This is a genomic window from Buchnera aphidicola (Melaphis rhois) (genome assembly GCF_005080745.1).
GTDB classification, from domain to species: Bacteria; Pseudomonadota; Gammaproteobacteria; order Enterobacterales; family Enterobacteriaceae; genus Buchnera_B; species Buchnera_B aphidicola_AT.
This window is the reverse complement of sequence record NZ_CP033004.1, coordinates 1-25,497: the sequence shown is the minus strand read 5'-3', so window position 1 is coordinate 25,497 and position 25,497 is coordinate 1. Positions and strand designations below refer to the sequence as shown.

23 protein-coding genes and 1 tRNA gene are annotated in these 25,497 nt (G+C 25.7%); 5 read left to right on the top strand and 19 right to left on the bottom strand.

The window, feature by feature from the left end:
- Window positions 1-33 precede the first annotated feature (33 nt).
- Complete coding sequence (gene rpoH / locus D9V73_RS00120) at window positions 34-891, bottom strand: RNA polymerase sigma factor RpoH (RefSeq protein ID WP_158336247.1); 858 nt, start codon at window positions 889-891, stop codon at window positions 34-36.
- A 165-nt stretch (window positions 892-1,056) separates the two neighbouring features.
- A complete protein-coding gene (gene ftsY / locus D9V73_RS00115; RefSeq protein WP_158336246.1) occupies window positions 1,057-2,184 on the bottom strand; it encodes a signal recognition particle-docking protein FtsY in 1,128 nt (375 codons plus the stop codon).
- Between the two features lie 173 nt (window positions 2,185-2,357).
- Between ftsY and rsmD the strand changes: the two genes are divergently transcribed.
- Window positions 2,358-2,930 carry a 16S rRNA (guanine(966)-N(2))-methyltransferase RsmD gene (gene rsmD, locus D9V73_RS00110; RefSeq protein ID WP_158336245.1) on the top strand — a complete coding sequence of 191 codons (573 nt, stop codon included), beginning with the start codon at window positions 2,358-2,360 and terminating at the stop codon, window positions 2,928-2,930.
- A gap of 292 nt (window positions 2,931-3,222) precedes the next feature.
- A complete protein-coding gene (gene dnaC / locus D9V73_RS00105) occupies window positions 3,223-3,960 on the top strand; it encodes a DNA replication protein DnaC (RefSeq protein ID WP_158336244.1) in 738 nt (245 codons plus the stop codon).
- A 43-nt stretch (window positions 3,961-4,003) separates the two neighbouring features.
- Here the strand turns inward: dnaC and efp are convergent, their stop codons facing one another.
- The 3 genes from efp to D9V73_RS00090 all read right to left on the bottom strand — a co-directional run bounded on the left by efp (window position 4,004) and on the right by D9V73_RS00090 (window position 7,066).
- Complete coding sequence (efp, locus tag D9V73_RS00100; protein ID WP_158336243.1) at window positions 4,004-4,573, bottom strand: elongation factor P; 570 nt, start codon at window positions 4,571-4,573, stop codon at window positions 4,004-4,006.
- A gap of 503 nt (window positions 4,574-5,076) precedes the next feature.
- Window positions 5,077-6,723: a chaperonin GroEL gene (gene groL / locus D9V73_RS00095; protein ID WP_158336242.1), complete on the bottom strand. Its 1,647-nt coding sequence runs from the start codon at window positions 6,721-6,723 to the stop codon at window positions 5,077-5,079.
- A gap of 49 nt (window positions 6,724-6,772) precedes the next feature.
- Entirely contained in the window at window positions 6,773-7,066 is a 294-nt protein-coding gene (locus D9V73_RS00090; protein ID WP_158336241.1) for a co-chaperone GroES, read from the bottom strand.
- Between the two features lie 310 nt (window positions 7,067-7,376).
- On the opposite strand from D9V73_RS00090, the gene D9V73_RS00085 reads away from it, so the two are divergent.
- Window positions 7,377-7,449, top strand: a tRNA-Phe gene (locus D9V73_RS00085).
- 544 nt (window positions 7,450-7,993) lie between these two features.
- On the opposite strand, the gene mnmE is transcribed toward D9V73_RS00085, so the two are convergent.
- The 5 genes from mnmE to rpmH all read right to left on the bottom strand — a co-directional run bounded on the left by mnmE (window position 7,994) and on the right by rpmH (window position 11,788).
- Window positions 7,994-9,364, bottom strand: coding sequence for a tRNA uridine-5-carboxymethylaminomethyl(34) synthesis GTPase MnmE (gene mnmE, locus D9V73_RS00080; RefSeq protein WP_158336240.1), 1,371 nt, complete (start codon window positions 9,362-9,364; stop codon window positions 7,994-7,996).
- 84 nt (window positions 9,365-9,448) lie between these two features.
- On the bottom strand, window positions 9,449-11,047 hold the full coding sequence (gene yidC, locus D9V73_RS00075) for a membrane protein insertase YidC (protein WP_158336239.1): 1,599 nt from the start codon (window positions 11,045-11,047) through the stop codon (window positions 9,449-9,451).
- Window positions 11,048-11,062: 15 nt separating this feature from the next.
- Window positions 11,063-11,308 carry a membrane protein insertion efficiency factor YidD gene (gene yidD / locus D9V73_RS00070; RefSeq protein WP_222837027.1) on the bottom strand — a complete coding sequence of 82 codons (246 nt, stop codon included), beginning with the start codon at window positions 11,306-11,308 and terminating at the stop codon, window positions 11,063-11,065.
- Window positions 11,287-11,604, bottom strand: a complete 318-nt coding sequence (gene rnpA / locus D9V73_RS00065; RefSeq protein ID WP_158336238.1) for a ribonuclease P protein component — start codon at window positions 11,602-11,604, stop codon at window positions 11,287-11,289. Before rnpA ends, yidD begins: the two co-directional genes overlap by 22 nt.
- A gap of 37 nt (window positions 11,605-11,641) precedes the next feature.
- Window positions 11,642-11,788 carry a 50S ribosomal protein L34 gene (rpmH, locus tag D9V73_RS00060; RefSeq protein WP_158336237.1) on the bottom strand — a complete coding sequence of 49 codons (147 nt, stop codon included), beginning with the start codon at window positions 11,786-11,788 and terminating at the stop codon, window positions 11,642-11,644.
- A gap of 1,067 nt (window positions 11,789-12,855) precedes the next feature.
- Between rpmH and dnaN the strand changes: the two genes are divergently transcribed.
- Complete coding sequence (gene dnaN / locus D9V73_RS00055) at window positions 12,856-13,971, top strand: DNA polymerase III subunit beta (protein WP_158336236.1); 1,116 nt, start codon at window positions 12,856-12,858, stop codon at window positions 13,969-13,971.
- A gap of 208 nt (window positions 13,972-14,179) precedes the next feature.
- A complete protein-coding gene (gene gyrB / locus D9V73_RS00050; RefSeq protein ID WP_158336235.1) occupies window positions 14,180-16,594 on the top strand; it encodes a DNA topoisomerase (ATP-hydrolyzing) subunit B in 2,415 nt (804 codons plus the stop codon).
- A 108-nt stretch (window positions 16,595-16,702) separates the two neighbouring features.
- On the opposite strand, the gene atpC is transcribed toward gyrB, so the two are convergent.
- From atpC to mnmG, 9 genes are all read right to left on the bottom strand, one after another.
- Window positions 16,703-17,104, bottom strand: a complete 402-nt coding sequence (atpC, locus tag D9V73_RS00045) for an ATP synthase F1 subunit epsilon (RefSeq protein ID WP_158336234.1) — start codon at window positions 17,102-17,104, stop codon at window positions 16,703-16,705.
- A gap of 14 nt (window positions 17,105-17,118) precedes the next feature.
- Window positions 17,119-18,516 carry a F0F1 ATP synthase subunit beta gene (atpD, locus tag D9V73_RS00040; RefSeq protein WP_158336233.1) on the bottom strand — a complete coding sequence of 466 codons (1,398 nt, stop codon included), beginning with the start codon at window positions 18,514-18,516 and terminating at the stop codon, window positions 17,119-17,121.
- Window positions 18,517-18,542: 26 nt separating this feature from the next.
- Window positions 18,543-19,412, bottom strand: coding sequence for an ATP synthase F1 subunit gamma (atpG, locus tag D9V73_RS00035; RefSeq protein ID WP_158336232.1), 870 nt, complete (start codon window positions 19,410-19,412; stop codon window positions 18,543-18,545).
- A 42-nt stretch (window positions 19,413-19,454) separates the two neighbouring features.
- Window positions 19,455-20,996 (bottom strand): F0F1 ATP synthase subunit alpha, encoded by a 1,542-nt coding sequence (atpA, locus tag D9V73_RS00030; RefSeq protein WP_158336231.1) that lies wholly within the window; start codon window positions 20,994-20,996, stop codon window positions 19,455-19,457.
- Complete coding sequence (locus tag D9V73_RS00025; protein ID WP_158336230.1) at window positions 20,972-21,541, bottom strand: F0F1 ATP synthase subunit delta; 570 nt, start codon at window positions 21,539-21,541, stop codon at window positions 20,972-20,974. Before D9V73_RS00025 ends, atpA begins: the two co-directional genes overlap by 25 nt.
- Before the next feature lie 14 nt (window positions 21,542-21,555).
- Window positions 21,556-22,026, bottom strand: coding sequence for a F0F1 ATP synthase subunit B (locus tag D9V73_RS00020; RefSeq protein ID WP_158336229.1), 471 nt, complete (start codon window positions 22,024-22,026; stop codon window positions 21,556-21,558).
- A gap of 101 nt (window positions 22,027-22,127) precedes the next feature.
- On the bottom strand, window positions 22,128-22,367 hold the full coding sequence (atpE, locus tag D9V73_RS00015) for a F0F1 ATP synthase subunit C (RefSeq protein ID WP_158336228.1): 240 nt from the start codon (window positions 22,365-22,367) through the stop codon (window positions 22,128-22,130).
- 35 nt (window positions 22,368-22,402) lie between these two features.
- On the bottom strand, window positions 22,403-23,221 hold the full coding sequence (gene atpB / locus D9V73_RS00010; protein WP_158336762.1) for a F0F1 ATP synthase subunit A: 819 nt from the start codon (window positions 23,219-23,221) through the stop codon (window positions 22,403-22,405).
- Between the two features lie 340 nt (window positions 23,222-23,561).
- Window positions 23,562-25,439: a tRNA uridine-5-carboxymethylaminomethyl(34) synthesis enzyme MnmG gene (gene mnmG / locus D9V73_RS00005; RefSeq protein ID WP_158336227.1), complete on the bottom strand. Its 1,878-nt coding sequence runs from the start codon at window positions 25,437-25,439 to the stop codon at window positions 23,562-23,564.
- Between the last annotated feature and the right edge of the window lie 58 nt (window positions 25,440-25,497).

The window sequence follows — 25,497 nt, the reverse complement described above, 5'->3', positions numbered from 1 at the left end:
TTAAATTAATACGATTAGAACATGGCGCATTATTTATGCTTCTATAGCAATTCTAAGCTTTTTCATTGCATTTTTTTCTAGTTGACGAACTCTTTCTGCAGATATACCATAATTATTAGCAATTTCTTGTAAAGTGATTTTATTACTATTATCCAACCATCTTGCATTGATAATGTATCGACTTCTTTCATCTAATCTTAAAAGAGCACTATTTAATTTATTAGAAGCATGTACTTCCCAATTATTATCTTCAACATCATTAGCAAAGTTAGAAAGATCATCTTTTAAATAAGACGTGGCATTTGTAAATGTTAATCCTCCAATATCTTCTTGAACAACAGGATGTAAAGCTATATCTTGTGCAGCCATACGAGACTCCATTTCTCGTACATCTTCACTTTTTACTCCTAACTCACGTGCGACAAGTTCTAATTCGTCATTATTGAACCATCCTAATCGTTTTTTAGCTTTTCTAAGATTAAAAAATAATTTTCTTTGCGATTTAGTAGTGGCTACTTTTACAATACGCCAATTCCTCAATACATATTCATGAATTTCAGATTTTATCCAATGTACGGCAAAAGATACTAATCGTACACCAACTTCTGGATTAAATCGACGAACGGCTTTCATTAATCCAATATTACCTTCTTGAATTAAATCAGATTGCAATAATCCATATCCCGAATAACTTTTCGAAATATGTATTACAAACCTTAAATGAGATAAAATTAGCGTTTTAGCAGCTTCTAAATCACCACAATAATATAATTGTTTACAAAGTAATTTTTCTTCTTTCAAAGATAACATTGGCCACGAATTAGCGGCTCTAATATAAGCTTCTAAATTTCCTAATGAAACTATTGCTAATGTTTGCTTAATCTTAGTCATTTACAATCCAAATATAAAAAAGAATACAACTTATAATATAATTAAAGTTATCTAATATCACTAATATAATACGTTAAAATTTATGAAAACAAAACTTATATTTTATATATATTAATTGTTTCATTAAACTACAAGATACTTTATTATTTTCAATATTAAATTAATTCAAATATTTTTTGAAAAAATAGCATTTACAAAGCACTCACTATTAAAAACATGCATATCTGAAATATTTTCTCCAAAGCTAATATATCTGATAGGAATAGACAATTTTCTAGCTATAGAAAAAATTGCTCCACCTTTAGCTGTTCCATCCAATTTTGTTATAACTAAACCAGTTATGCCTAATGTTTGATTAAATACATCAGCTTGCTTTATCGAATTTTGACCTATACATGAATCTAAAACTAACATAATTTCATTAGGAGCAGAACAATCTAATTTATTCATAACTCTTTTAATTTTTTTTAATTCTTCCATCAAATTTATTTTATTGTGTAATCTACCTGCAGTATCAGCAATTAAAACATCAATATTTTTTGATCTTGATGCTTGTAATGCATTAAAAATTACTGAAGCAGAATCTGATCCACACTGTTGTGATACTACTGGTACTAAATTGTTCTTGCCTAATATTTTTAATTGATCAATAGCCGCAGCTCTGAATGTATCTCCAGCAGCTAACATAACTGACTTTCCTTGACTTTTAAAAATATGTGTTAATTTTCCAATCATAGATGTTTTTCCTACACCATTAACTCCTACTAATAATATTGAAAATGGTTTTCTTTGTATTATATTGAGTGGATTTTCCACTTTTTTCAAAATATTTATCATATTTTTTTTTAATAAAGACAAAATATCTTTGCTATTATTTAAGCTTTTACGATATGCTTCTTTTTTTAATGTATTAACTAACATATCTGCAGTTTCTAAACCAACATCAGACACTAACAATTGTTCAAAAACATCGTTAAAAATGGAATCATCTATCTTTTTTTTAAAAAACAAATTTTGAATTTTTAATCCAAAGTTTACTTTCGTATTAAATAATTTTTCTGATAATATTGATAGTATTCCTTTCTTTTTTAAGTCTCTAGGAGGTATCGTAATTGCTTGTTTGTTTTCTACATTATTTTTAAAATGTACAGTATTATTTACAATATTATCTTTAGAGTTCTCATCATTTTTTATAACATTATCAAAAACATTATTTATATCTTCATTATTTTTTTTTTTTAAATTAAGCCAAGAAAAAAATTTTTTGGACTTATCTTGATTATTTTTTGACATAATATTGTTCCTTTTAGTTTTATCGTATATGATTAATTATACTTAAAAAAATATTACTTACATAATCATATATACATTAAATCTATATTGAAATTTTGAACACCAAACCAAAATTTTATCTTTTTTATATATAATTAATATAATCACACATTTAATAAATATAAAATACTAATATGAATCAAAATAAACAATCCTCTATTCGAATTATTAGTGGAATATTTCGAGGTTACAAAATTCCAATAAAAAAAAATTGTAGAATACGTCCTACTACTAATCGAATGCGTGAAACATTATTTAACTGGATTAATAAAAAAATAATTAATGCTAACTGCTTAGATTGTTTTTCTGGTAGTGGCGCTTTAGGTATAGAAGCCATTTCTCGATATGCCTCGTTCGTTACTTTTATCGAACAACAAAAAAAAATAATATACGAGTTAAAAAAAATATTTATAAAATTAAATCAATTTAACGCTGAAATTATACATGCTAACACGATTAAATGGTTAAAAAAAATAAGAAAACCTTATGATATTATTTTCTTAGATCCTCCATTCAGAACTAAATTATTGCAAAATGCAATTATTCAATTAGAAAAATATAAATATATTAAAATAAATTCATTAATATACATAGAAAAAGAAAAAAAATCACAAAAATTGTTAATACCAAATTACTGGTATTTATATAAAGAAAAAAAAACATCAAATGTTAGTTATCAACTTTATATTTGTCAAAAAAATATTTAATTAAACATACATTTCTTATTATAAATTTTAAATTTAAAATTTACTAATCTATTTATGCACAAATAACAACTTAACAATTAAATTAATATCTCAATATTAAAACACTATATTACATCACTGAAATTTTATATTAGCTATGTGATCAACGTCTTAAAAACATTTAACATAACTAAATAAAAATATTTCAAACAATGCTAAAAAATTAAATGTATTTAATATAATTTAAAACTTTTATGGACATCCATGACATTTCTTCACTTTAAAACAATGTAAAGTAATTTTGGATAAAATTATGAACAATAATGTAAAATTTTTAAAACGTCTTCAATATTTAATACCCAAACATATTAAACCTAAATTTGATAACGATGAAGACCTTTTAGCATGGAATCAAGAACAAGGTAGATTGTCATCTGAAGCTATTTTAAGAAATAATAAAATAATAAAAATACAACGTACTTTAGGAAAATCGGGAATTCGAGAACTATATATAAACTGTTCATTTGAAAATTATCGAATAGAACATGAAGGTCATAAAAAGGTAGCCAGAGCAGCGAAAAAATATGCAGAAGAATTTAACAAAAGTATAGCTAGTTTTATATTTTCTGGAAAACCAGGAACAGGAAAAAACCATCTTGCTTCTGCAATAGGTAATTACTTAATTTTAAGTGGAAAGAGTGTATTAATTGTTACAGTTGCAGATTTAATGTCAAATATGAAAGGTACTTTTAATGGTAATAGTGATATAACTGAAGCAACTTTATTAAATAATTTAAGCAGTGTAGATCTACTAATGATAGATGAAATAGGAGTACAAATAGAATCAAGATATGAAAAAGTTATTATTAATCAAATTGTAGATAGAAGATCATCATCTAAACGTTCAACAGGAATGTTGTCAAATTTAGATTACAGGGGTTTAAAACTACTTTTAGGTGAACGCGTGATTGACCGTATGCGATTAGGGAATAGCCTATGGTTAACTTTTGAATGGGAAAGTTATAGAAGAAACATAAAAGGTAATGAATAATGTTAAAATAGATTGTAAAAACGATCGAGATAATATATTAATTTTATCGTACTTTAGCTATATATTTACCAGATCTAGTATCTACTTTGATCATTTGTCCCACTTGAATAAACATAGGAACTTTTAAAGTAATTCCGGTACTTAATTTAGCCAATTTATTAGCTACACTTATAGAACTTGCTTTAATAACGGGCGTAGTTTCTATTACTTTTATTTCAATAAAATTACTAGCAATTATAATTGAAATAGGTTCATCATTCCAAAACGTAATAATATAATCATATTCTTCTAATAACCAATTACTCATTCCCTTAATTATAGATTTTTTAACTGATATTTGCTCAAAATTTTTTTTATTCATAAAAATCCAATAATATCCGTCATTGAAAACATAAGAACATATTACTTCTTTTATATCAGCTAATAAAAAACTATCATTAGGTTTACATGTTTTATCTAATATCTTTTTGTTTACTAAATTTTTTAATTTTACACGAAAAAATTCTTGACCTTTACCAGGTTTAGTAAACTTACTAGAAATAATTATATAAGGCTCACTGTGATAAATTACTTTCAAACCAATTTTTAATTGATTACTATAATAAAACGTCATAACACTCCAAAATAATTATCAAGATTTTTATAATTTTAAATATATTTCAGACACTAACTAAAAATAAAATTTAAATAATAATCGTATTAAATAAACGCATTACTACTATTTTAATAAAAATAATTACATAATTAATTTTGAATTAGTTTGAAATATATTTCAACATCTTACAGTAAAATTATCTTATAAAAGATTAACACATTTAATGTCTAATACAATGATAAATATCATAATATTTTACTAATTGATATACAAATGAGAACGCAACTAAAATACTTATGTGTTTAAATGTGTATCAAAAATATAATGTATAGAATTTTAATTACTTATTAAGTTTAGAATTAAAGTTGTATTTTTAACATAATATAAAACATAAATAAAACAATAAAATATTAACTAATTATTATTATTTTAATCCTAAAATAACCAATATTTCTCTCCTTAAATTTTTTTAATTAAAGGAGAGAAATGTTAAAATAATATATTCTCAAAAATTTAAAAAACTACATCATTCCACCCATTCCACCCATTCCAGGAGAAGCAGGAGAACTACTTAAATCTGATTTCTCTTCTTTTGGTAAATCTGTAACCATACATTCTGTTGTTATCATCAATCCAGCAACAGATGAGGCATATTGTAATGCTGAACGAGTAACTTTTGTAGGATCTAAAATACCGAACTGTATCATATCTCCATATTCATCTGTAGCAGCATTATATCCATAATTACCTTTTCCATCTTTAACATTGTTAGTTACAACAGAAGGTTCTTCACCAGAATTAGATACAATTTGACGTAATGGAGCTTCCATCGCACGAAGAGCTACTCGTATACCTACGTTTTGATCTTCGTTTTGACCTAAAAGACTAGAGATTTTTGCCGCCACTCTTACCAGAGCTACTCCTCCTCCAGGGACTACACCTTCTTCTACAGCAGCTCGAGTAGCATGTAAAGCATCTTCTACACGTGCTTTTTTCTCTTTCATTTCTACTTCTGTAGCAGCTCCAACTTTTAATACTGCAACGCCACCAGATAGTTTTGCTAAACGTTCATTTAATTTTTCTTTATCATAGTCAGAAGTAGCTTCTTGAATTTGTTGACGAATCTGACTAATTCTATTTTGAATATTAAATTTCTCGCCTATTCCGCCTATAATTGTAGTGGTATCTTTACTTATAACTACACGTTTAGCTTGACCTAAATCTTCTAAAGTAGCTTTTTCTAATTCCATAGCTAATTCTTCAGATATAACAGATCCAGCAGTTAATATAGAGATGTCTTGCAACATTGCTTTTCGACGATCACCGAATCCAGGTGCTTTGACCGCTGCTACTTTTACGATTCCTCTTATAGAATTAACTACTAAAGTAGCCAACGCTTCACCTTCTAAATCTTCTGAAATAATTAATAAAGGCTTACCTGATTTCGCTACTGCTTCTAAAATTGGAAGTAATTCTCGAACATTGGATATTTTTTTATCTGCCATTAAAATATAAGGATTATCTAATTCAACAATTCCTGTATCTGCTTTATTAATAAAATATGGAGATAAATAACCTCTATCAAATTGCATTCCTTTTACTACTTCTAATTCATCTTGTAATCCAGTACCTTCTTCAACAGTAATTACTCCATCTTTTCCTACTTTTTCCATTGCATCGGCAATCAACATACCAACTTTTTCATCAGCATTAGCAGAAATAGTACCAACTTGAGTTATAGCTTTAGAATCAGAACACGGAACTGATAAACGTTTAAGTTCTTCTACTGCTGCAATAACTGCTTTATCAATGCCTCTTTTTAAATCCATTGGGTTCATTCCAGCTGCTACTGCTTTTAATCCTTCATTTACTATTGCTTGTGCTAATAACGTTGCTGTAGTAGTACCATCTCCAGCTGCATCATTCGCTTTAGAAGCTACTTCTTTTACCATTTGAGCACCCATATTCTCAAACTTATCTTCCAATTCTATTTCACGAGCAACAGATACACCGTCTTTTGTAATACTAGGTGCACCAAAAGATTTATCTAAAACGACATTTCTTCCTTTTGGTCCTAAAGTTACTTTAACTGCATCAGCTAATACATTAACACCTCGAAGCATTTTAACGCGAGCTTCATTTCCAAATTTTACGTCTTTAGCGGCCATTGAATTTTTTCCTTAAACTTAAAATATGGTTTTTGAAAATACTAAGAAATTAATCTTCAACAATTGCTAATATATCACTCTCAGTTAAAATTAATAATTCTTCATTATCAATTTTTTCAACTTTTGCTCCATAACCTTCATTAAAAATAACTACGTCACCTACTTTTACGTCTAATGGTTTTATATTTCCATTATCTAAAACTCGGCCTTTACCCACAGCGATAACTTCACCTCGAGTAGACTTTGTTGCGGCGGATCCTGTAAGCACAATACCACCTGCTGATTTAGATTCTGCTTCTTGACGCTTAACAATAATACGATCATGTAGCGGACGAATTTTCATTTAATATTATCCCCTTATAGCAGCTAAAATCTAAAATTTCTAATTCTTAATGTTCTCTATTATAAGATATAGGGATTATTATCTAAACTTTCAAGTATTAATAAAAAAAATTTTTTATTATTTTAAATATATTTAAATAAATAACGAAATTAATCAATCAAATTAAATAATAAAGCAAGTTCTTTTATTAATAATATTTATAGATTATATTCATGATATCATATGTCTATACATATTTCATAGAAGTATTAACTTTATCTTAGAAAAGTATTGACATCATTAATTTATTAATGTTTAAATATAAATGTGTGCCTGGATAGCTCAGTCGGTAGAGCAGAGGACTGAAAATCCTCGTGTCGGTGGTTCAATTCCGCCTCCAGGCAAAATTTTTCAAATAATATGTTTTTTAATTATTATTAAATAACAGTATAGTAAAACGTTTTAACATAGAACCTTGTTTAAAAAAATAAATAATTTACCTTTTTAATCTATATATATTCGGTTAAATAATATTCATTTTTTGATTTTTTTAATTTGAAATACATGACGACAATTTGATGCCGTACTTTACATATCTTTTTATAAATATATAAATTGTCCTATGTAATAACTATATTTCAAATTAAAACAAGATAATACATAAACATATTCTTTTAGCAGACAAACATTTAGAATAAATTAGAATTATTTTAAATTAGTACGAATGCGAACCAATCTCATTATATAAGTTAAACCTAAAATGGATGTTATCAATTTTTAAGTAAATATTTTGTCATTTTTAAAATCATAGATAATAATATTGACATAGAATATTCTAATTCTTGTATACTATACTATATCTATATAATTTCCAAATGTTCTTCTAACATGCCTTTGTTGAGACAAAATAAAATACTATAATTTTCCATATACTTTACTTCTAAATAATTATTTTCCAATACAAAAATCAGAAAAAATATCAGATAATAATTGATCTGAAGTAAAAGCACCAGTAATGTTATTTAAATTTTCATGACAAATACGTAAATCTTCTGCTAATAATTCAATATTATCATTTATTTTCCAATTTTTTTTACTGTATTTTATATGATTTAACACATCTATTAAGATTTTAATGTGACGACGTCTAGCTAAAAAAATTCCTTCATTATTTTCAGAAAATTTATTGATCTTAAAAAGATTGTATAAATGTGTTCGTAGTTTTTTAATACCTTTTCCAGTTTTCGTTGATACTAATATATAATTACTATTTTTAAAATAATCAAAATTAATTTTAAAATTTAAAAGGTCTGATTTGTTAAAAACAATTGTAATACCTACGTTGTTTGATAATAATTCAATAAAATTAGAGTAATTCATTACTTGTTCATGCAAGTTAGATGACCCATCAATAACAAACAATATATGATCAGCTAGATTAATTTCTTTCCAAGCAAATTTGATACCTATGCGTTCAATTATATCTCCAGTTACACGCAAGCCAGCTGTGTCTACTAAATGAAATAACAATCCATTAATATTTATACATTCGTAAATTAAATCGCGAGTAGTACCTGGTATATCAGTAACTATGGATCGATTAATACAAGATAAAACATTTAATAAACTAGATTTTCCTGAATTAGGATAACCACATATAACTATCTTTATGCCTTCACGTAATATAGTTCCTTGAATAGATACATTATAAATATTATTTAATAATAAAATAAGTTCATTAATTTTACTTTCAATATCATATTTGTAATTATAATGCATCTCTTCAGAAAAATTAATTAACGCTTCTATAGTTACTCTAAGTTTAGTAATTTTTTTAACTAATTTATTAATATGAAAAGAAAATAAACCTTGCAAAGATTGTAATGCAGCTCGAGCAGCTTGTTCAGAATTAGCATTAATTAAATCAACAATAGATTCAGCTTGTACTAAATCCATTTTTCCATTTAAAAAAGCACGTTCAGAAAATTCTCCTGGCTTAGCTAATCGAATTGTAGGAACAGATAATATATTAGCAATTAATAAGTCTATAATAATTGGATTTCCATGTCCTTGTAATTCTAAACTATCTTCACCAGTAAAAGAACGTGGTTTAGGAAACCATAATGCAATTCCACGATCTAAGATTTTTCCTGTAATATCTAAAAAAGGCAAATAACTAGCATATCTAGCTAAAGGAACTTTTCCTAATACTTTCATAGAAGCTTTCGATGCTAACGGGCCAGATACTCTAATTATTCCAATGTTACATCTAATTTCTGGTGTTACTCTTGATACGATTGTATCGTTATTACAACTCATACTTTAAAAAAGTTCCTTATGAAAATAATAAAAATATTATTAAAAAATTTATTTCATGTTTAAACTACATTTACTGCAATATTTTTAAACTGACTTTTCAATATTTTTAAAATGGTCTGAAATATACTTTTGCTGAGCAATAGTCACTAAATTACTGATAATATAATACAATACTAATCCTGAAGGAAACCATAAAAAAAATATTGAAAATATTATTGGTACAATATGCATAACTTTTTTTTGAATAGGGTCAGATATACTATTAGGTGTAATACGCTGAATAAAAAACATTGTAACACCCATTAAAACAGGTAAAACATAATATGGATCTTGACTTGAAAGATCTTTAATCCACAAAAAAAATGGTGCATGTCGTAATTCTACAGAACCAATTAACATATAGTATAAAGCTAAAAAAATTGGCATTTGTATCAATAAAGGAAAACATCCACCAAAAGGATTTACTTTTTCATTTTTATACAATGCTAATATTTCTTCACTCATCTTATGCTTATTATCTTTATAATTTTCCTTTATTTTGTCAATTTTAGGTTGTAACTTTCTCATTTTAATCATCGTTTTATACTGAGATTTAGTTAAAGGATACATTGCTCCTCTCATAATAAAAGTGATTAAAATAATTGATATACCCCAATTTCCAACAATGTTGTATAACAATTTTAACAACTTAAATAATGGTTGAGAAAGAAACCATAACCATCCATAATCAACAGTTAAATCAAAATTAGATGCTAATACAGCCATTTTGTCTTGTATTTCTGGTCCTATCCACAATTTTGAATTACATACAATGTAGCTTCTTGGTTGTATATACATATCATTAGAATAAAATCCAATTTCAACTACATTATTATCAATTTTCTTAGTATAAAATGTATTCAAATGAGAATGATCTGGAATCCATGCTGTTACAAAATATTGCTGTAACATAGCTATCCACCCATTGTAAGTAGTAACATTCAAGTCTTCTTTCTTTAAAATAGAATCAAACGAATATTTTTCATATCTTTCATTATCTGTAGAGTATGCCGCACCACGAAACGTTTGTAGAGAAAAAGTATTATTTACGTTATTCGTATTGGAAATTAAAACAGTTTGTTGTAATCCACCATACATAGATATTTCTATACCCTTTTGAGTATTATTATATATCTTATATTCAACTTGGACATCATACGAATCTGGTTTCAAAATAAATGTTTTAACATATGCTATCCCATTATCAGACGTACATGTTAATGGTATTCGTAGTTCTTTTTGATCTCTATTTAACTTAAAATATTTCTTATTAGTAGTATAAATAGGTTTCTTTTTAAAATTCCAATTATTAAAATGATTATTTATTATTAATCCACTTCGTGTTTGATATAAAAAATTATCTTTAGTATCTAACAAAATTAATGATTCTGAAGAATTCAATTTATTTTTAAACTTCAATAGTTGAGCATATTCTATATCTCCACCTTTTAAATTAATTTTCATACGTAAAACATCAGTTTCAATTAAAACATCATTTTTAACGTCATTATACATTAGTTTGATATTATTATGTTGATAAGATGATTTGTTAACATTAGGATATATACTAAGTTTAAAAATTTCCCAAAATAAAAATGAAATCAAACACATTCCAAAAATAAGAAAAATACGTTGTAAATCCATGTTTAATGTTCTCGTTTATTTTTTAGCGTTCTTCGGTATGTTATCCAAACCACCTGGATGAAACGGATGACATTTTAATATTCTTGTTATTATCAAATAACAACCTTTTATTGCATTGAAATTATATAATGCAGACAATGCATAATTTGAACAAGTAGGTTGAAATCGACAACGTGATACAAACAAAATACTAATAAAACGTTGGTAAAACAAAATTATTAAAATAAAACATTGAGAAATTATTGATAATGATGAGACCATAAGTATTCCAATTTTTTAGATAATAGTTGGCGATCTATATTTATAGAAAGTGTACTAACAACTACTATAAAATCTGCATTTATTAATTTGTATTGAATTAACCTAAAACTTTCTCTAATTATTCGCTTAATTTGATTTCTTTTATACGAATATTTAATATTTTTTCGTGATATACTGATACCTAGACGTGAAAATTTTAATGTATTAGTTCGATATAAAATAGTTAGTTCTTTACATTTAATTTTTTTAGATTGATTAAAAACATACTTAAATTGCAAAGAAGTTAACAATTTCATTTTTTTTTTAAAAAAAAATTTACCATATTAGCAATAATTATTTAATTAAGGAAACTGTTAAACGTGTTCTAAGTTTAGTACGTCGACGCGATAAAATATGACGACCATTTTTTGTACTCATTCGAATTCTAAAACCATGGGATCTATTTCTCTTTAATCTAGAAGGCTGAAAAGTTCGTTTCATTTCTATTATGTCCTGACCTTATTAAAGTGAAGTACTTCATTATAGAATGTACTTAATATGATATACAAAGAAATAACAACTATTTCAAGTAGTTTTTATGGTAATATTAATTTATTGCTAACTATATTAAATAAATTAATCAATAATATAATCTATCCATTTAATTTTATACTTATAATTTATAACATTTTTAAGATAATAAATAATGTTCTATTCTAATGGTACTATTAATAAATATCACTATTTTACAAATATATGTCGTCTATATGCCCTTTAAAATATGTATAAAATAGCATGATATTAAAAATAAATTTTATATATCATTTAACATATTTAAACAAAAAATCAATATATTGTTTTTAATTTAGAAATTATTTTCATTGACAAAACGAACCGTTAATTATTAATATTTAATATATAAATACGACTTACTAAAATCAGATATAAAATTTTTATAAATATATTACTACGCTGACACTGCAGTAAATAATGACGATTGTAAAAACATTATTCTAGTATAAAGATACTTTACAAATATCAACGTTCTAATATATTTTATTATTACAATAAATAATTTAAAATGGTATATTAAAAAACATTAATATAAAAAAGTATTTTTTAATATAATTATATATTATATAAAAAATTTTTTTATGTTTTTAACTTTAATTTAAAACATCAATACATAATTCTAATTTCTAATTAATATTTCAAAAAGGTAAAAATTCTAAATTACAAGTTAAATTGTAATTTAAGCGTCTATTTACAGCTATTATTTATTACATTAATTTTAAAAGCATTCACAACTATTACGAGTATTTAAGCGATAATACTACCATGATATATTTTTTTAGAATTAACAATAATTCTTATATATTTATATAAATCCATTATAAAACCTAAAGCACAAAATAATATTTATAATTAATTATGATTTATTCAAAATAAAACATATATTAATTAAATTTAATTATATTTTAGTACCATAAACTTAAAAATAGAAAGTCCAAAATAGTTTTTTAAAATCAATTCATTTAATTCATTTACAACATTATATTTACAAGTCAATGAAATTTAAAATTACAAAAAAAATTTTTTTGTATTCTTTGCAAAAAATAAATAGCTTAATAACAAAAAATACCTTGTCTCCAATACTCGAAAATATTTTAATAGTGATAAAAGACAATACTTTATTTCTAACTTCTACTAATATAGAACTAGAAATTCAAATTAGTATACCCAATATTTTCCCATATGTACCTGGAAGTGTAACAGTATCAGGTAAAAAAATATTATCTGTATGTCGTAAATTCTCTGACGAATCTAATATAACTATATCATTAAAAAAAGATAAGCTAAAAATTATTTCTAAAAATAGTTGTTATATATTAGCTACACTACCTGCAAATAACTTTCCTAGTTTTTCAGTAATAGAACCTAAAATTAACTTTTCTATTTCACAAAACGCACTTAAAAATATTATTTTTTCTACTCATTTTTCTATGGCTATTCAAGATTTAAGATATTTTCTTAATGGATTACTATTAGAAATAAGAAATCACCATTTATACGCAGTAGCTACTGATGGATACCGTATAGCGATATCTAAAACACCTTTAGAACATTCATGTAAGTATTATGCTGTAATATTACCAAGAAAAGGAGTAGTAGAATTATTACGTTTATTAAACAATTCGTTAACATTAGTTTTTATAAAAATAGGTGAAAATTATTTTCAAATCAAAATAAATAATATTATATTTACAAGCAAAATAATCGAAGCAAATTTTCCACAATATTCATCTATTATTTTAAATAAACCTAATAAAAAGCTTATCATTAATTCATTACTATTTAAACAAGCGTTATCTCGAATAATAATTTTATCCAATGAGATGTTTCGGGGAATTTTGATAAAAAATAATACAAATCAATTAAAAATAACAACTAGCAATCAATATGATGAAAAAGCATGTGAAATTTTAGAAATAATTTATATTAACACTGACATTGAAATATCTATTAATGCATATTACATGCTAGATATTTTAAATGTTATTGAAAATAAAGAAATATGTTTATTAATTAATGACACTAATTCCAGTATACAAATTCAACAAAACAATCATAAAGATGATAATAATTATAAATCTATATACATTTTAATGCCATTGAAAACGTAAATTTCAAAAATATAAATATGTATAAAACTATTAATTTTAATTTAATATATAAAAATAAAATATGTCAATTATATGTTAAATGTATATTATAGTTAAACACATAAATTTTTATTTTTGTTATTTATTTAAAAACATATTTCTATAGTATAAAAATTTAACATATATGTTTTGAAAGAGTATATATCTACATAATTTATCAGGAAAATTAATGTCAAATTCTTACAGTTCATTAAATATAAAAATATTAAAAGGTCTAGATGCTGTTCGAAAACGTCCAGGCATGTATATAGGTAACACAGATGATGGAACAGGATTGCATCATATGGTTTTTGAAGTAGTCGATAATTCTATAGATGAGGCGTTAGCAGGATTTTGTAAAAAAATAATAGTTACCATGCATCGTGATAATTCTATATCTGTTCAAGATGATGGTAGAGGTATGCCTACTGATATTCATATCGAGGAAGGAATTTCTGCAGCGGAAGTAATTATGACTATACTGCATGCTGGAGGAAAATTTGATAATAATTCTTATAAAATTTCTGGAGGGTTACATGGAGTAGGCGTTTCAGTAGTTAACGCGTTATCAGAAAAATTAGAACTAAACATTTATCGAGACAAAAAAGTATATCATCAAGTATATAGTAATGGAAATCCACAAAGTCCGTTATCTGTCGTAGGAAAAACTACACTTAGAGGTACAAAAATACGATTTTGGCCAAATTTGACTATTTTTACTAATGTTGTTAAATTTAATTTTGACATTTTATCTAAAAGATTACGAGAACTCTCTTTTTTGAATTCTCAAATTTCAATATACTTACGTGACGTTACCCAAAACATAAATGAAAATTACCACTATCAAGGAGGATTAAAAGCATTTGTTAAATTTCTTAATCAGCAAAAAAAAATAATTCACTCTAAAATATTTTATTTTTGTTCCAGAAGAGATCATATTGGAGTAGAAATTGCAATGCAATGGAATGATGGATTTCAAGAAAACATACATTGTTTTACTAATAATATACCTCAACAAGATGGAGGTACCCATTTAGCTGGGTTTCGATCGGCATTAACTAGAACAGTAAATAACTATATAGAAAAAGAAGGATACATTAAAAAAAACAAAATAAATATTATAGGAGAAGACTCAAGAGAAGGATTAATAGCCATTATATCAATTAAAATCAGTGATCCTAAATTTTCTTCTCAAACTAAAAATAAATTAGTTTCATCCGAAGTAAAATCAGCAATAGAATCTTTAGTAAATGAACATTTAATAGAATTTTTTTTAGAAAATCCGCATGATACAAAAAATATCATTACTAAAATATTAGAATCTGCTCGAGTAAGAAATGCAGCACGTCGAGCACGAGAAATTACTAGAAAGAAAGGATTCTCTGACTTAACAACATTACCAGGAAAATTAGCTGATTGTCAAGAAAGAGATCCAGTTTTATCAGAAATTTATTTAGTAGAAGGCGATTCAGCTGGAGGATCTGCAAAGCAAGCAAGAAATAGGAAAAATCAAGCAATACTTCCTCTTAAAGGTAAAATTCTTAATGTAGAAAAAGCAAAATTTGAAAAGATGTTATCTTCTCAAGAAGTTACTTCACTGATAACAGCATTAGGGTGTGGAATAGGAGAATATGAATATAACCCAGAAAAATTAAGATATCATCGCATTATTATAATGACGGATGCTGACATCGATGGATCTCATATTAGAACTTTATTATTAACGTTTTTTTATCGTTATATGCCTGAAATAATAAAACGAGGATACTTATATATTGCACAACCTCCATTATATAAAATAACACAAGAAAAAAAAGAAAAGTATATTAAAGATAATATAGAAATGGAAAAATATAAAATTAAACTAGCGTTAGAAGGTACAAAATTACAAACATTAAATAATTCCAATATTATTACCAATTCTACTAAAGAACTAAAAAAAATAATATCACAATATAATAATATTCAAAAAATGATAAATCAAAAAAAATATGATCTTTCGTCAACTATTCTTAATGAATTACTTTATCATCCTAAATTAAGTCAACTAAATGATAAAAACTACTTAGAAAAATGGGCAAAAAGTTTTATATATAATTTAAATAATTCAGTTAATGACAATTCTAGTTATTTCTTTGATATAGTTTACGATTCATTAAAGAACATTTACATATTATCGTTCTTAAAATATAAAAACGGAAAAAAAAAGAAATATAGTCTTCAAAACTCATTTTTAAATAGTTGTGAATATCAAAAAATATGTCTTTTAGGAAGTAAATTACAAAGTTTAATAAATAATAATGTATTTATAGAACGTAATAAAAAACGTTATTCAATTAATAATTTAAAAAAAACTCTACAATTGTTAATACATGATTCTTTTAAAAACGTATTTGTTCAAAGATACAAAGGATTAGGGGAAATGAACCCAGAACAATTATGGAAAACTACAATGAATCCAGAAACTAGACGCATGTTAAATGTTGCAATTCATGACATCGATTCTGCCAATAAATTATTTAATACTCTCATGGGTGATTCTGTTGAACCTAGAAAATTATTTATTGAACTTCATGCATTAAAAGCAAAAAATATTGATGCGTAAATTGTGAATATCTAGTATGCGACAGGAATAATCATTATATTACTTATATTCTCTGTCGCTAATACACACAAATAAATTATTTTTATTAAAAAAATTATTATATATTAATTATCTTATAGTCTTGTTTATATATATTTTTTCTAAATTATGAGATAGTTCTTTCAATATCTTTTTTTTATTTATAATAAAACTATTTTGTATTTTTTGTCTTATAATTTGTTCTGATTGTATAATCGATTTTTTATCTAATTTGGAAAATCTAAAAGCAACATCAGTTAAAATGTTTATTTTTTTTGGGTTTATTTCGATTATTCCTCCTGACAAGTAAATATAATGTTGTTTATCATTATTATCTAAAAAATATAAAGTGCCCGGTTTAAGAAACGATAATAACTGCAAATGACCTGGGTAAATACCTAATTCTCCTTCGTCACCTGAAACTTTAATTTTATTTACTAATCCGAAATAAACGATGTTTTCAGGACTAACTACATTTAAGTTACACTTCATAACTTACATCCAATTTATATTTTTTTTGATTTTTCTATAACTTCATTAATACTACCTACCATATAAAATGCTTGCTCTGGGTAATTATCTAATTTACCATTTAGAATATCTTTAAAACCGCGAATGGTATTTTTTAAAGACACGTATTTTCCTGGAAATCCAGTAAAAATTTCTGCAACAAAGAATGGTTGAGATAAAAATCTTTGAATTTTTCTAGCACGTGATACTAATAACTTATCATTTTCAGATAATTCATCCATTCCTAATATCGTAATGATATCTTTAAGTTCTTGGTACTTCTGTAAAATAGATTGAACACCAGTAGCAACATCATAATGTTCTTGACCTACAATTTGAGGATCTAATTGACGACTGGTAGAACTTAAAGGATCAATAGCAGGATAAATACCTAAAGATGCTATTTGACGACTAAGTGTTATAGTTGAATCTAAATGAACAAAGGTAGTAGCAGGAGAAGGGTCTGTTAAATCATCAGCAGGAACATATACAGCTTGTATAGAAGTAATTGATCCTGATTTTGTCGAAGTTATTCTTTCTTGTAACAAACCCATTTCTTCAGATAATGTAGGTTGATATCCAACAGCAGAAGGAATACGTCCTAATAATGCTGACACTTCAGTTCCAGCTAAAGTGTAACGATATATATTATCGATAAATAATAAAACATCTTTTCCTTCATCTCTAAATTTTTCTGCTATAGTTAATCCAGTGAAAGCTACTCGTAATCTATTTCCAGGAGGTTCATTCATTTGACCGTAAACCAAAGAAACTTTATTTAATACGTTAGAGTCTTGCATTTCTTTATAAAAATCACTACCTTCTCTTATTCTTTCCCCTACTCCAGTAAAGACTGAGTATCCTTGATGTTGTATAGCAATATTTCTAATTAATTCCATCATATTTACCGTTTTACCTACTCCAGCTCCTCCAAATAAACCAACTTTTCCTCCTTTCGAAAAAGGACAAATTAAATCAATTACTTTAATTCCTGTTTCTAAAATTGTATAAGAATTTAATTGCTCTTCATATCCAGGTGCTTCTCGATGAATTTCCCAATATTTTACTTCTTTTCCATTTTGGTTTTTTAATGGTCCTTTCATATCTATAGGATGACCTAGTACATCTATAATCCGTCCTAATGTTGGTGTTCCGACAGGTACTTTAATTCCATGTTCTAAATCTAAAACTGATAAACCTCTTTTCAATCCATCAGAAGATCCCATAGAAATAGTTCTAACTATTCCTGATCCTAATTGTTGTTGAACCTCTAAAATTAAATCACTATTGCTATTTTCAACAGATAATGCATTATATATTTTTGGAACTGCATTGTAAGGAAATTCAACGTCAATAACAGAACCAATAATTTGGATTATATTTCCAACAGCCATTTTTAAACATGCTCCTAATTATTTAATTAATTCAACGAAATAGCAGCAGCTCCTGAAACAATTTCAGTAAGTTCTTGAGTGATATTATCTTGACGCGCTTTATTATAAATAATTTGTAATTCTCTGATTAGATCTTTACTATTATCTGTAGCTTGCTTCATTGCTATCATTCGAGCTGCTTGTTCAGATGTATAATTTTCTAAAGAAGCTTGATATATTTGAAATTCTAAATAATTGTTTAGTAACTTATTTAACAATAATTTCGAATCAGATTCATAAATATAATCCCAATGATTATTATGACAATGTATTTTTTTTTTTGATAATGGTAATAATTGTATTATTGAAGGTATTTGAATTAAAGTACTTTTAAATTTATTATAAGCAAGAAATAATCTGTCAATTTCCCCGATACTATATAATTTCATAAAAATACTATTACAATTTAGACAATCAGAAAAAGTATAATTATTTTTTGCATAATCATTAAAATAAACTATTTTATTTGATAAAGATTTAAAAAAAGACAAGCCTTTTAGTCCAAGAATAGATAAATCACTAGTGATATTTCTATTGTTATAATTTTGAATAAAATCTAAAATTTTTTTAAAAAGTGTTACATTTAAATTACCACATAATCCTCTATCTGTTGAAATAATAATGATACCAATTTTTTTTACTGCTCTTTGTTCTAAATATACATGTTGATATCGAGTATTATTACTTATGAAATTATTTATAATTTCTTTAATAGTTTTTAAATATGGACGCCCAGAATTCATTTTAACTTCTGCTTTTTTCATTTTTGAAATAGACACCATTTCCATTGCTTTCGTAATTTTTTGAGTATTTGTTATACATTTAATTTTATTTCGTACTTCTTTAATTTCAGACATAAGCTTTTCTCCTTTAAGCTTACTGTATTTTGATTAATTAAATTACCAATATTGATTTAATTTAAAAGTATCAATTATAGAAATAAATTGATCGTTAACAGCTTGATTAAAATCACCGTTAGCATTAATTTTTTTCATAAAATCAGGAAATTTTTCTTTAAAGTAAGCAATTAATAATTCTTCAAAGTCTGCTATTTTTTCCACAGAAATATCATTTATAAAACCTTTTTCAGCTGAAAAAAGAATTAATGCTTGCTCTGCAATAGACATAGGTTGATACTGTTTTTGTTTTAGAAGTTCAATTAATTTTTTTCCATAAATTAATTGATTTTGAGTTGCTTCATCTAAATCAGATGAAAATTGAGAGAAAGAAGCTAATTCTTGGTATTGCGCTAAAGCTGTACGAATTCCAGAAGAAACACGACGAATTATTTTATGTTGAGCGATGCTACCTACTCTAGATACTGAAATTCCAGGATTAATAGCAGGACGAATTCCAGAATTAAACAAATTTGATTCCAAAAATATTTGACCGTCGGTAATAGAAATAACATTAGTAGGTATAAAGGAAGATACATCCCCACCTTGAGTTTCAATAATAGGTAAAGCTGTTAACGAACCTGTTTTATTTTTATTTTCTATATTGGTAATTTTACTGATATAAGCACTATTAACTCTACATGATCGTTCTAACAATCGAGAATGAAGGTAAAAAATGTCACCAGGAAATGCCTCTCTACCCGGAGGTCTTCTTAATAACAAAGAAATTTGTCTATACGCTATTGCATGTTTTGATAAATCATCATATACAATTAAAGCATCTTCTCCACAATTTCTAAAATATTCTCCCATAGCACAACCAGAATACGGCACTAAATATTGTAAAGATGCAACTTCAGACGCAGATGCAACAATAACAATTGTATGATTTAATGCATTATTATCTTCTAATTTTTTAACTACATGTGATACTGTAGAAAATTTTTGCCCAATAACGACATAAATACACTTTACATTAAATGATTTCTGATTGATTATTGTATCAATTGCTAAAGCTGTTTTCCCAGTTTGGCGATCTCCTATAATTAATTCGCGCTGTCCTCGTCCTATAGGTACCATAGAATCAATTGATTTATAGCCCGTTTGTAATGGTTGATTTATTTTTTCTCTATCAATTACACCAGGAGCACAAGATTCCATAGGTAAAAATTGAGCTTCTTTAATTGGTCCTTTGCCATCAATAGGTAATCCTAATGCATTTACCACACGACCTAAAAAATTAGGACCTACTGGAACATCAAAAACACGACCACTGCATCGAACTGTTGACCCTTCAGAAATACGTCGATATTCGCCCATTACAATCGCTCCTACAGAATCTCTTTCTAAGTTTAATGCTATAGCATATTGATCTTCAGGCAGTAAAAGCATTTCTCCTTGCATGACGTTTGATAGACCATAAATACGTATAATACCATCACTAACTGAAGTAATCGTTCCTTCGTTATAAGTATTACTAGTAATATCGAATTGAGCTATTTTGTTTTTTATCAACTCACTTATTTCATTAGAATGTAGTTGCATTTTTTATTCTCAGAATATTGTAAAAAGTGTAATAAATTATCAAGTTGAGATTGAATAGATAAATCAATAACTGTATCATTAAATTTAATAATAAATCCATCAACCAAATTTTTATTAATTTGATGTGTTATATTAATTTTTTTAGAAAAACGTTTTTCTAATACTATACGAATATGATCAAGTTGATCTTTATACAAATCATATGCGGAAATAATAGTAATACACATAACATTGTCATGTATATTACGTAATGATATAAATTCTAAGTATATATTTTTCAACAGTATTAAACGCTTGTTATCTACTAAAGTTTTAATAAAATTTTTACCATATTGATTTATTTTTCCACCACAAATAGAAATAAAAAAGTCGGCTAATTGTTGAAAAAATGACATCCCTAAAATTATTTTTTTAACTTGTTTATGATTAGATATTTGGACCATATGTTTTAACATTTCTTGCCAATTATTAAGTGACTTTTGATAAACAGCAAATTCATAAATCGCCTGAGCATATGGACGTGCTATACTCTTAAATTCTATCATTAATATTAAGTCCTCTATAATTTTTGAATTAAACTATTAACAATATTTTTACGTGTCTTTCCACAAACTTCATCATTTAATATTTTTTTTGCAATATTAATAGCGATTTGACTAACTTCTTTAGTTAGTTGAGATTGTAATTTTTGATATTGAATTCGTATTTCAACTTGAGTTTTATCTAAAATTTTTTTTCTTTCTTCTTGAGCTTGTATATTAGCTTGTTGTAAAATTATAATTTGCTTTTGCTTTGCTTGATTTATAATTTCTCGAGCTTTATCTTTTATCATATTTATTTCATCATTAACTTCTTTTCGATAAAAATCTAATTTTCTTTTACTATTTTCTATATTTAATAAAGAATCAGATATTTCTTTTTGTCTGGTATTTATAGCATATATAATAGGAGGCCATATGTATTTCATACAAAAATAAACAAATAAACAAAACGAAATAGCTTGACCGAAAATAGTTGCATTAAAATTCATAATATTTTCCTTTTTGAAAAATATATATCTTTACGTTATTACAATAGATAACGTAAAGATTATATATACAGAAATAGAATGATTAATTAAGATAATAAATGCTATACAATAGCAAATAACATATATAGACCTAATCCTACAGCGATCATAGGGATAGCATCAACTAACCCCATGATGACGAAAAATTGAGTACGTAATAAAGGTATCAAATCTGGTTGTCGTGCTGCACCTTCTAAAAATTTACTTCCGAGTATTCCAATTCCAATTGCTGCACCTATTGCAGCTAATCCTATCATTATAGCAACTGACATATAAAGCATATCTGCATTTATACTTTGCATATTAGTTTCCTTTATGAAATTTATTAAACATTATTTTAATGACGTTTAGTGGCCATAGATAAATATACTATTGTCAATGTCATAAATATAAAAGACTGAAGTAAAATAATCAAAATATGAAAAATAGCCCAGGGAAGACTTAATAACCACTGCATCCACCAAGGAAGTAAACCTGAAATTAAAATAAAAATCATTTCTCCAGCGTACATATTACCAAATAAACGCAAACCTAAAGAAATAGGTTTAGATAATAATGCAATACTTTCTAATAAAAAATTAAAAATAAAAAATATTGGATGTTTAAATGGTTGAATTAAAAAATCTTTTAAAAATTGCTTTGGGCCTTTTATTTTAATACCGTAATATACAATTAGAATAAAAATAACTAATGCCATAGAAATAGTGATATTAATATCAGCTGTTGGAACAATTCTAATCGCCGAAAAACCAAAAAAATATTTGCAAATAAAAGGTATACAATCAATCGGTATAAGATCCATTAAATTCATTAAAAAAATCCAAACAAAAATCGTCAATGATAAAGGAGCGATTAATTGATTAGTACTACTACAAACGTCATGTACACTTTTATTTATAAAGTTAATAATTAATTCAATGATTACTTGTAATTTGTTAGGTGTTTTATTAGTACAGTTTTGTGCAATTCTGAAAAAAAAAATTATAAACATTAATCCTAATACAATAGAAAAAAACATTGAATCAATGTTAATAACCCAAAAATGCGTAAAAACTTCATTTGATTCGGATATTTTAAAAGTATGCAAGTTTAACTGTAAATGATGTAAATGATGATTAATATATTGTGATAAACTAAATTCTTTTCCTAAAATCATTTTAGGCATTACCTTCTAAAATTATTTTAATATTAGGACTTTTTTTAATAGAACATAAGTTAGTTCTTAATAAAATGTCATACAAAACTCATTATTTAATTATATATTCTAGTATGCCTAACAATTATAATTTAAAAAATTTTATTAAATCAATATAAAATTAATATTGTTGAACTATGAACATAATTATATTAAATTAACTTTATATCTTTAATTAATTATTCGTTTTCTATGAACAATAAAACTACAGATTATTTTGAATTAAAATAGTTACTATAGTATTATTTAATATGGAATTTAATAACAAAATATAAATTTATTATTAACTATCACAATTATTTCATATTAAAATGTTTTTTTTTAAATAAATTAATAAAATTGAAATAGCAGCTGGTGTAATTCCAGAAATACGAGATGCTTGACCAATTGAGTCAGGCTTATAATAATTTAATTTTGAAATTACTTCATGAGATAGACCTCGTATTTCATGATAATTTTTTATTTTAAAAAGCATAATATTTTCTTTTTTCAAATTTCGATCAATTTCTTTTTTTTGACGAGAAATATAACCTTGATATTTTTCACAAATTTCTATCTGTTGAGTTGCTTCTACATCTTGAATACCTGGTCCAAATCCATTTATAGACATTAAATTGTCATAAGTAATTTCTGGACGTTTTAATAGATCTTTTGCACTTGATTTTATATTTAATTTTACATTTAAAATTTTATTTAATTGATTGATATTGTTAGAAATAGGACTAATTGTTAAATTCTTTAAACGTTTTAATTCATTTTTAATATTCATTAATTTTTGATTATAACGTTTCCATCTTTTTTCGTCTATTAAACCTAGTTTTCTTCCTATTTCTGTTAAACGTAAATCAGCATTATCTTCTCGAAGTATTAGACGATATTCAGCTCTTGCAGTAAACATACGATACGGTTCTTTAGTTCCTTTATTACATAAATCATCTATTAATACACCTAAATAAGCTTCATTACGTTTAGGAAACCATCCATCATTATCCGATGCATGCAAAGACGCGTTTAATCCTGCTAATAATCCTTGAGCAGCAGCTTCTTCATAACCTGTTGTACCATTAATTTGACCAGCTAAAAATAAACCAGAAATAAATTTACTTTCTAAAGTTAATTTTAAATGTCTAGGATCAAGATAATCATATTCAACAGCATATCCAGGACGAATAATTTTAGCTTTTTCTAATCCTTTTATTGATTGTATTATTTTTATTTGAACATTTTCCGGTAAACTCGTTGAAATTCCATTAGGATATATTTCAATTCCAGATAAACCTTCTGGTTCTAAAAAAATTTGATGTTGCGATTTTTTAGAAAAACGAATTACTTTATCTTCAATAGATGGGCAATAACGCGGACCTATACCTTTTAAAATACCGGAATATATCGCGCTGCTATGAAGATTTTTTCGTATAATAGAATGAGTTATTTCATTAGTGTACGTAATATGACAAGGAACTTGTTTGGGATGTTCTAATATCGTTCCCATAAATGAAAAAATTGGCAAAGGATTGTCACTATATTGACATTCTAGTTCTTTAAAGTTAATTGTTCTATAGTCTAATCGAGGAGGAGTTCCAGTTTTTAATCTCGATACATTTACAGGCAACTCCCGTAAACGAGATGCTAAATCAATAGAAGCATGATCTCCAATTCTACCACCACTAACACTATCTAAACCAATGTAAATTTTTCCTCCTAAAAAAGTTCCGACAGTTAAAACGACTGAACGGGAAAAAAACTTAATTTCGTTATGTATTATAACTCCTTTTACACTATAATTTTCAACAATTAAATCTTTTACTTCTCCTTCTACTATTGACAATTTATCTTGATTTTGTAAAAAATTTTTAATAGTTTTACTATAAATTTTTCTATCTGCTTGGGCTCTAGTAGAACGAACAGCCGGGCCTTTTCTTGAATTTAATATTCTGAATTGAATACCTGATTTATCGATAGCTCTTGCCATAAATCCACCTAAGGCATCAATTTCTTTTACTAGTTGACTTTTTCCAATTCCACCAACAGCAGGATTACAAGACAGCGCTCCAATAGTACTTATCGATTGAGTAATTAATAATGTGCAATGTCCTCTTCTAGAAGAAGCTAATGCTGCTTCAGTTCCTGAATGTCCTCCACCAACTACTATAACGTCAAAATTTTTTTGAGATAACATTGATAATCCTAACTAAAACATTAAATGCAATATTACATATATAAATATATTTAAGTAT

Bases quoted from the DNA above. Each gene is read 5' to 3' on its own strand.
- groL (WP_158336242.1), bottom strand. From the start codon at position 6,723: ATGGCCGCTAAAGACGTAAAATTTGGAAATGAAGCTCGCGTTAAAATG.
- atpC (WP_158336234.1), bottom strand. From the start codon at position 17,104: ATGAAGTGTAACTTAAATGTAGTTAGTCCTGAAAACATCGTTTATTTC.
- efp (WP_158336243.1), bottom strand. From the start codon at position 4,573: ATGACGTTTTATTATAGTAATCAATTAAAAATTGGTTTGAAAGTAATT.
- atpB (WP_158336762.1), bottom strand. From the start codon at position 23,221: ATGATTTTAGGAAAAGAATTTAGTTTATCACAATATATTAATCATCAT.
- gyrB (WP_158336235.1), top strand. From the start codon at position 14,180: ATGTCAAATTCTTACAGTTCATTAAATATAAAAATATTAAAAGGTCTA.
- dnaN (WP_158336236.1), top strand. From the start codon at position 12,856: ATGAAATTTAAAATTACAAAAAAAATTTTTTTGTATTCTTTGCAAAAA.
- yidD (WP_222837027.1), bottom strand. From the start codon at position 11,308: ATGGTCTCATCATTATCAATAATTTCTCAATGTTTTATTTTAATAATT.
- mnmG (WP_158336227.1), bottom strand. From the start codon at position 25,439: ATGTTATCTCAAAAAAATTTTGACGTTATAGTAGTTGGTGGAGGACAT.
- rpmH (WP_158336237.1), bottom strand. From the start codon at position 11,788: ATGAAACGAACTTTTCAGCCTTCTAGATTAAAGAGAAATAGATCCCAT.
- atpA (WP_158336231.1), bottom strand. From the start codon at position 20,996: ATGCAACTACATTCTAATGAAATAAGTGAGTTGATAAAAAACAAAATA.
- atpG (WP_158336232.1), bottom strand. From the start codon at position 19,412: ATGTCTGAAATTAAAGAAGTACGAAATAAAATTAAATGTATAACAAAT.
- rsmD (WP_158336245.1), top strand. From the start codon at position 2,358: ATGAATCAAAATAAACAATCCTCTATTCGAATTATTAGTGGAATATTT.
- D9V73_RS00090 (WP_158336241.1), bottom strand. From the start codon at position 7,066: ATGAAAATTCGTCCGCTACATGATCGTATTATTGTTAAGCGTCAAGAA.
- rnpA (WP_158336238.1), bottom strand. From the start codon at position 11,604: ATGAAATTGTTAACTTCTTTGCAATTTAAGTATGTTTTTAATCAATCT.
- mnmE (WP_158336240.1), bottom strand. From the start codon at position 9,364: ATGAGTTGTAATAACGATACAATCGTATCAAGAGTAACACCAGAAATT.
- D9V73_RS00020 (WP_158336229.1), bottom strand. From the start codon at position 22,026: ATGAATTTTAATGCAACTATTTTCGGTCAAGCTATTTCGTTTTGTTTA.
- D9V73_RS00025 (WP_158336230.1), bottom strand. From the start codon at position 21,541: ATGATAGAATTTAAGAGTATAGCACGTCCATATGCTCAGGCGATTTAT.
- atpD (WP_158336233.1), bottom strand. From the start codon at position 18,516: ATGGCTGTTGGAAATATAATCCAAATTATTGGTTCTGTTATTGACGTT.
- rpoH (WP_158336247.1), bottom strand. From the start codon at position 891: ATGACTAAGATTAAGCAAACATTAGCAATAGTTTCATTAGGAAATTTA.
- yidC (WP_158336239.1), bottom strand. From the start codon at position 11,047: ATGGATTTACAACGTATTTTTCTTATTTTTGGAATGTGTTTGATTTCA.
- dnaC (WP_158336244.1), top strand. From the start codon at position 3,223: ATGAACAATAATGTAAAATTTTTAAAACGTCTTCAATATTTAATACCC.
- ftsY (WP_158336246.1), bottom strand. From the start codon at position 2,184: ATGTCAAAAAATAATCAAGATAAGTCCAAAAAATTTTTTTCTTGGCTT.
- atpE (WP_158336228.1), bottom strand. From the start codon at position 22,367: ATGCAAAGTATAAATGCAGATATGCTTTATATGTCAGTTGCTATAATG.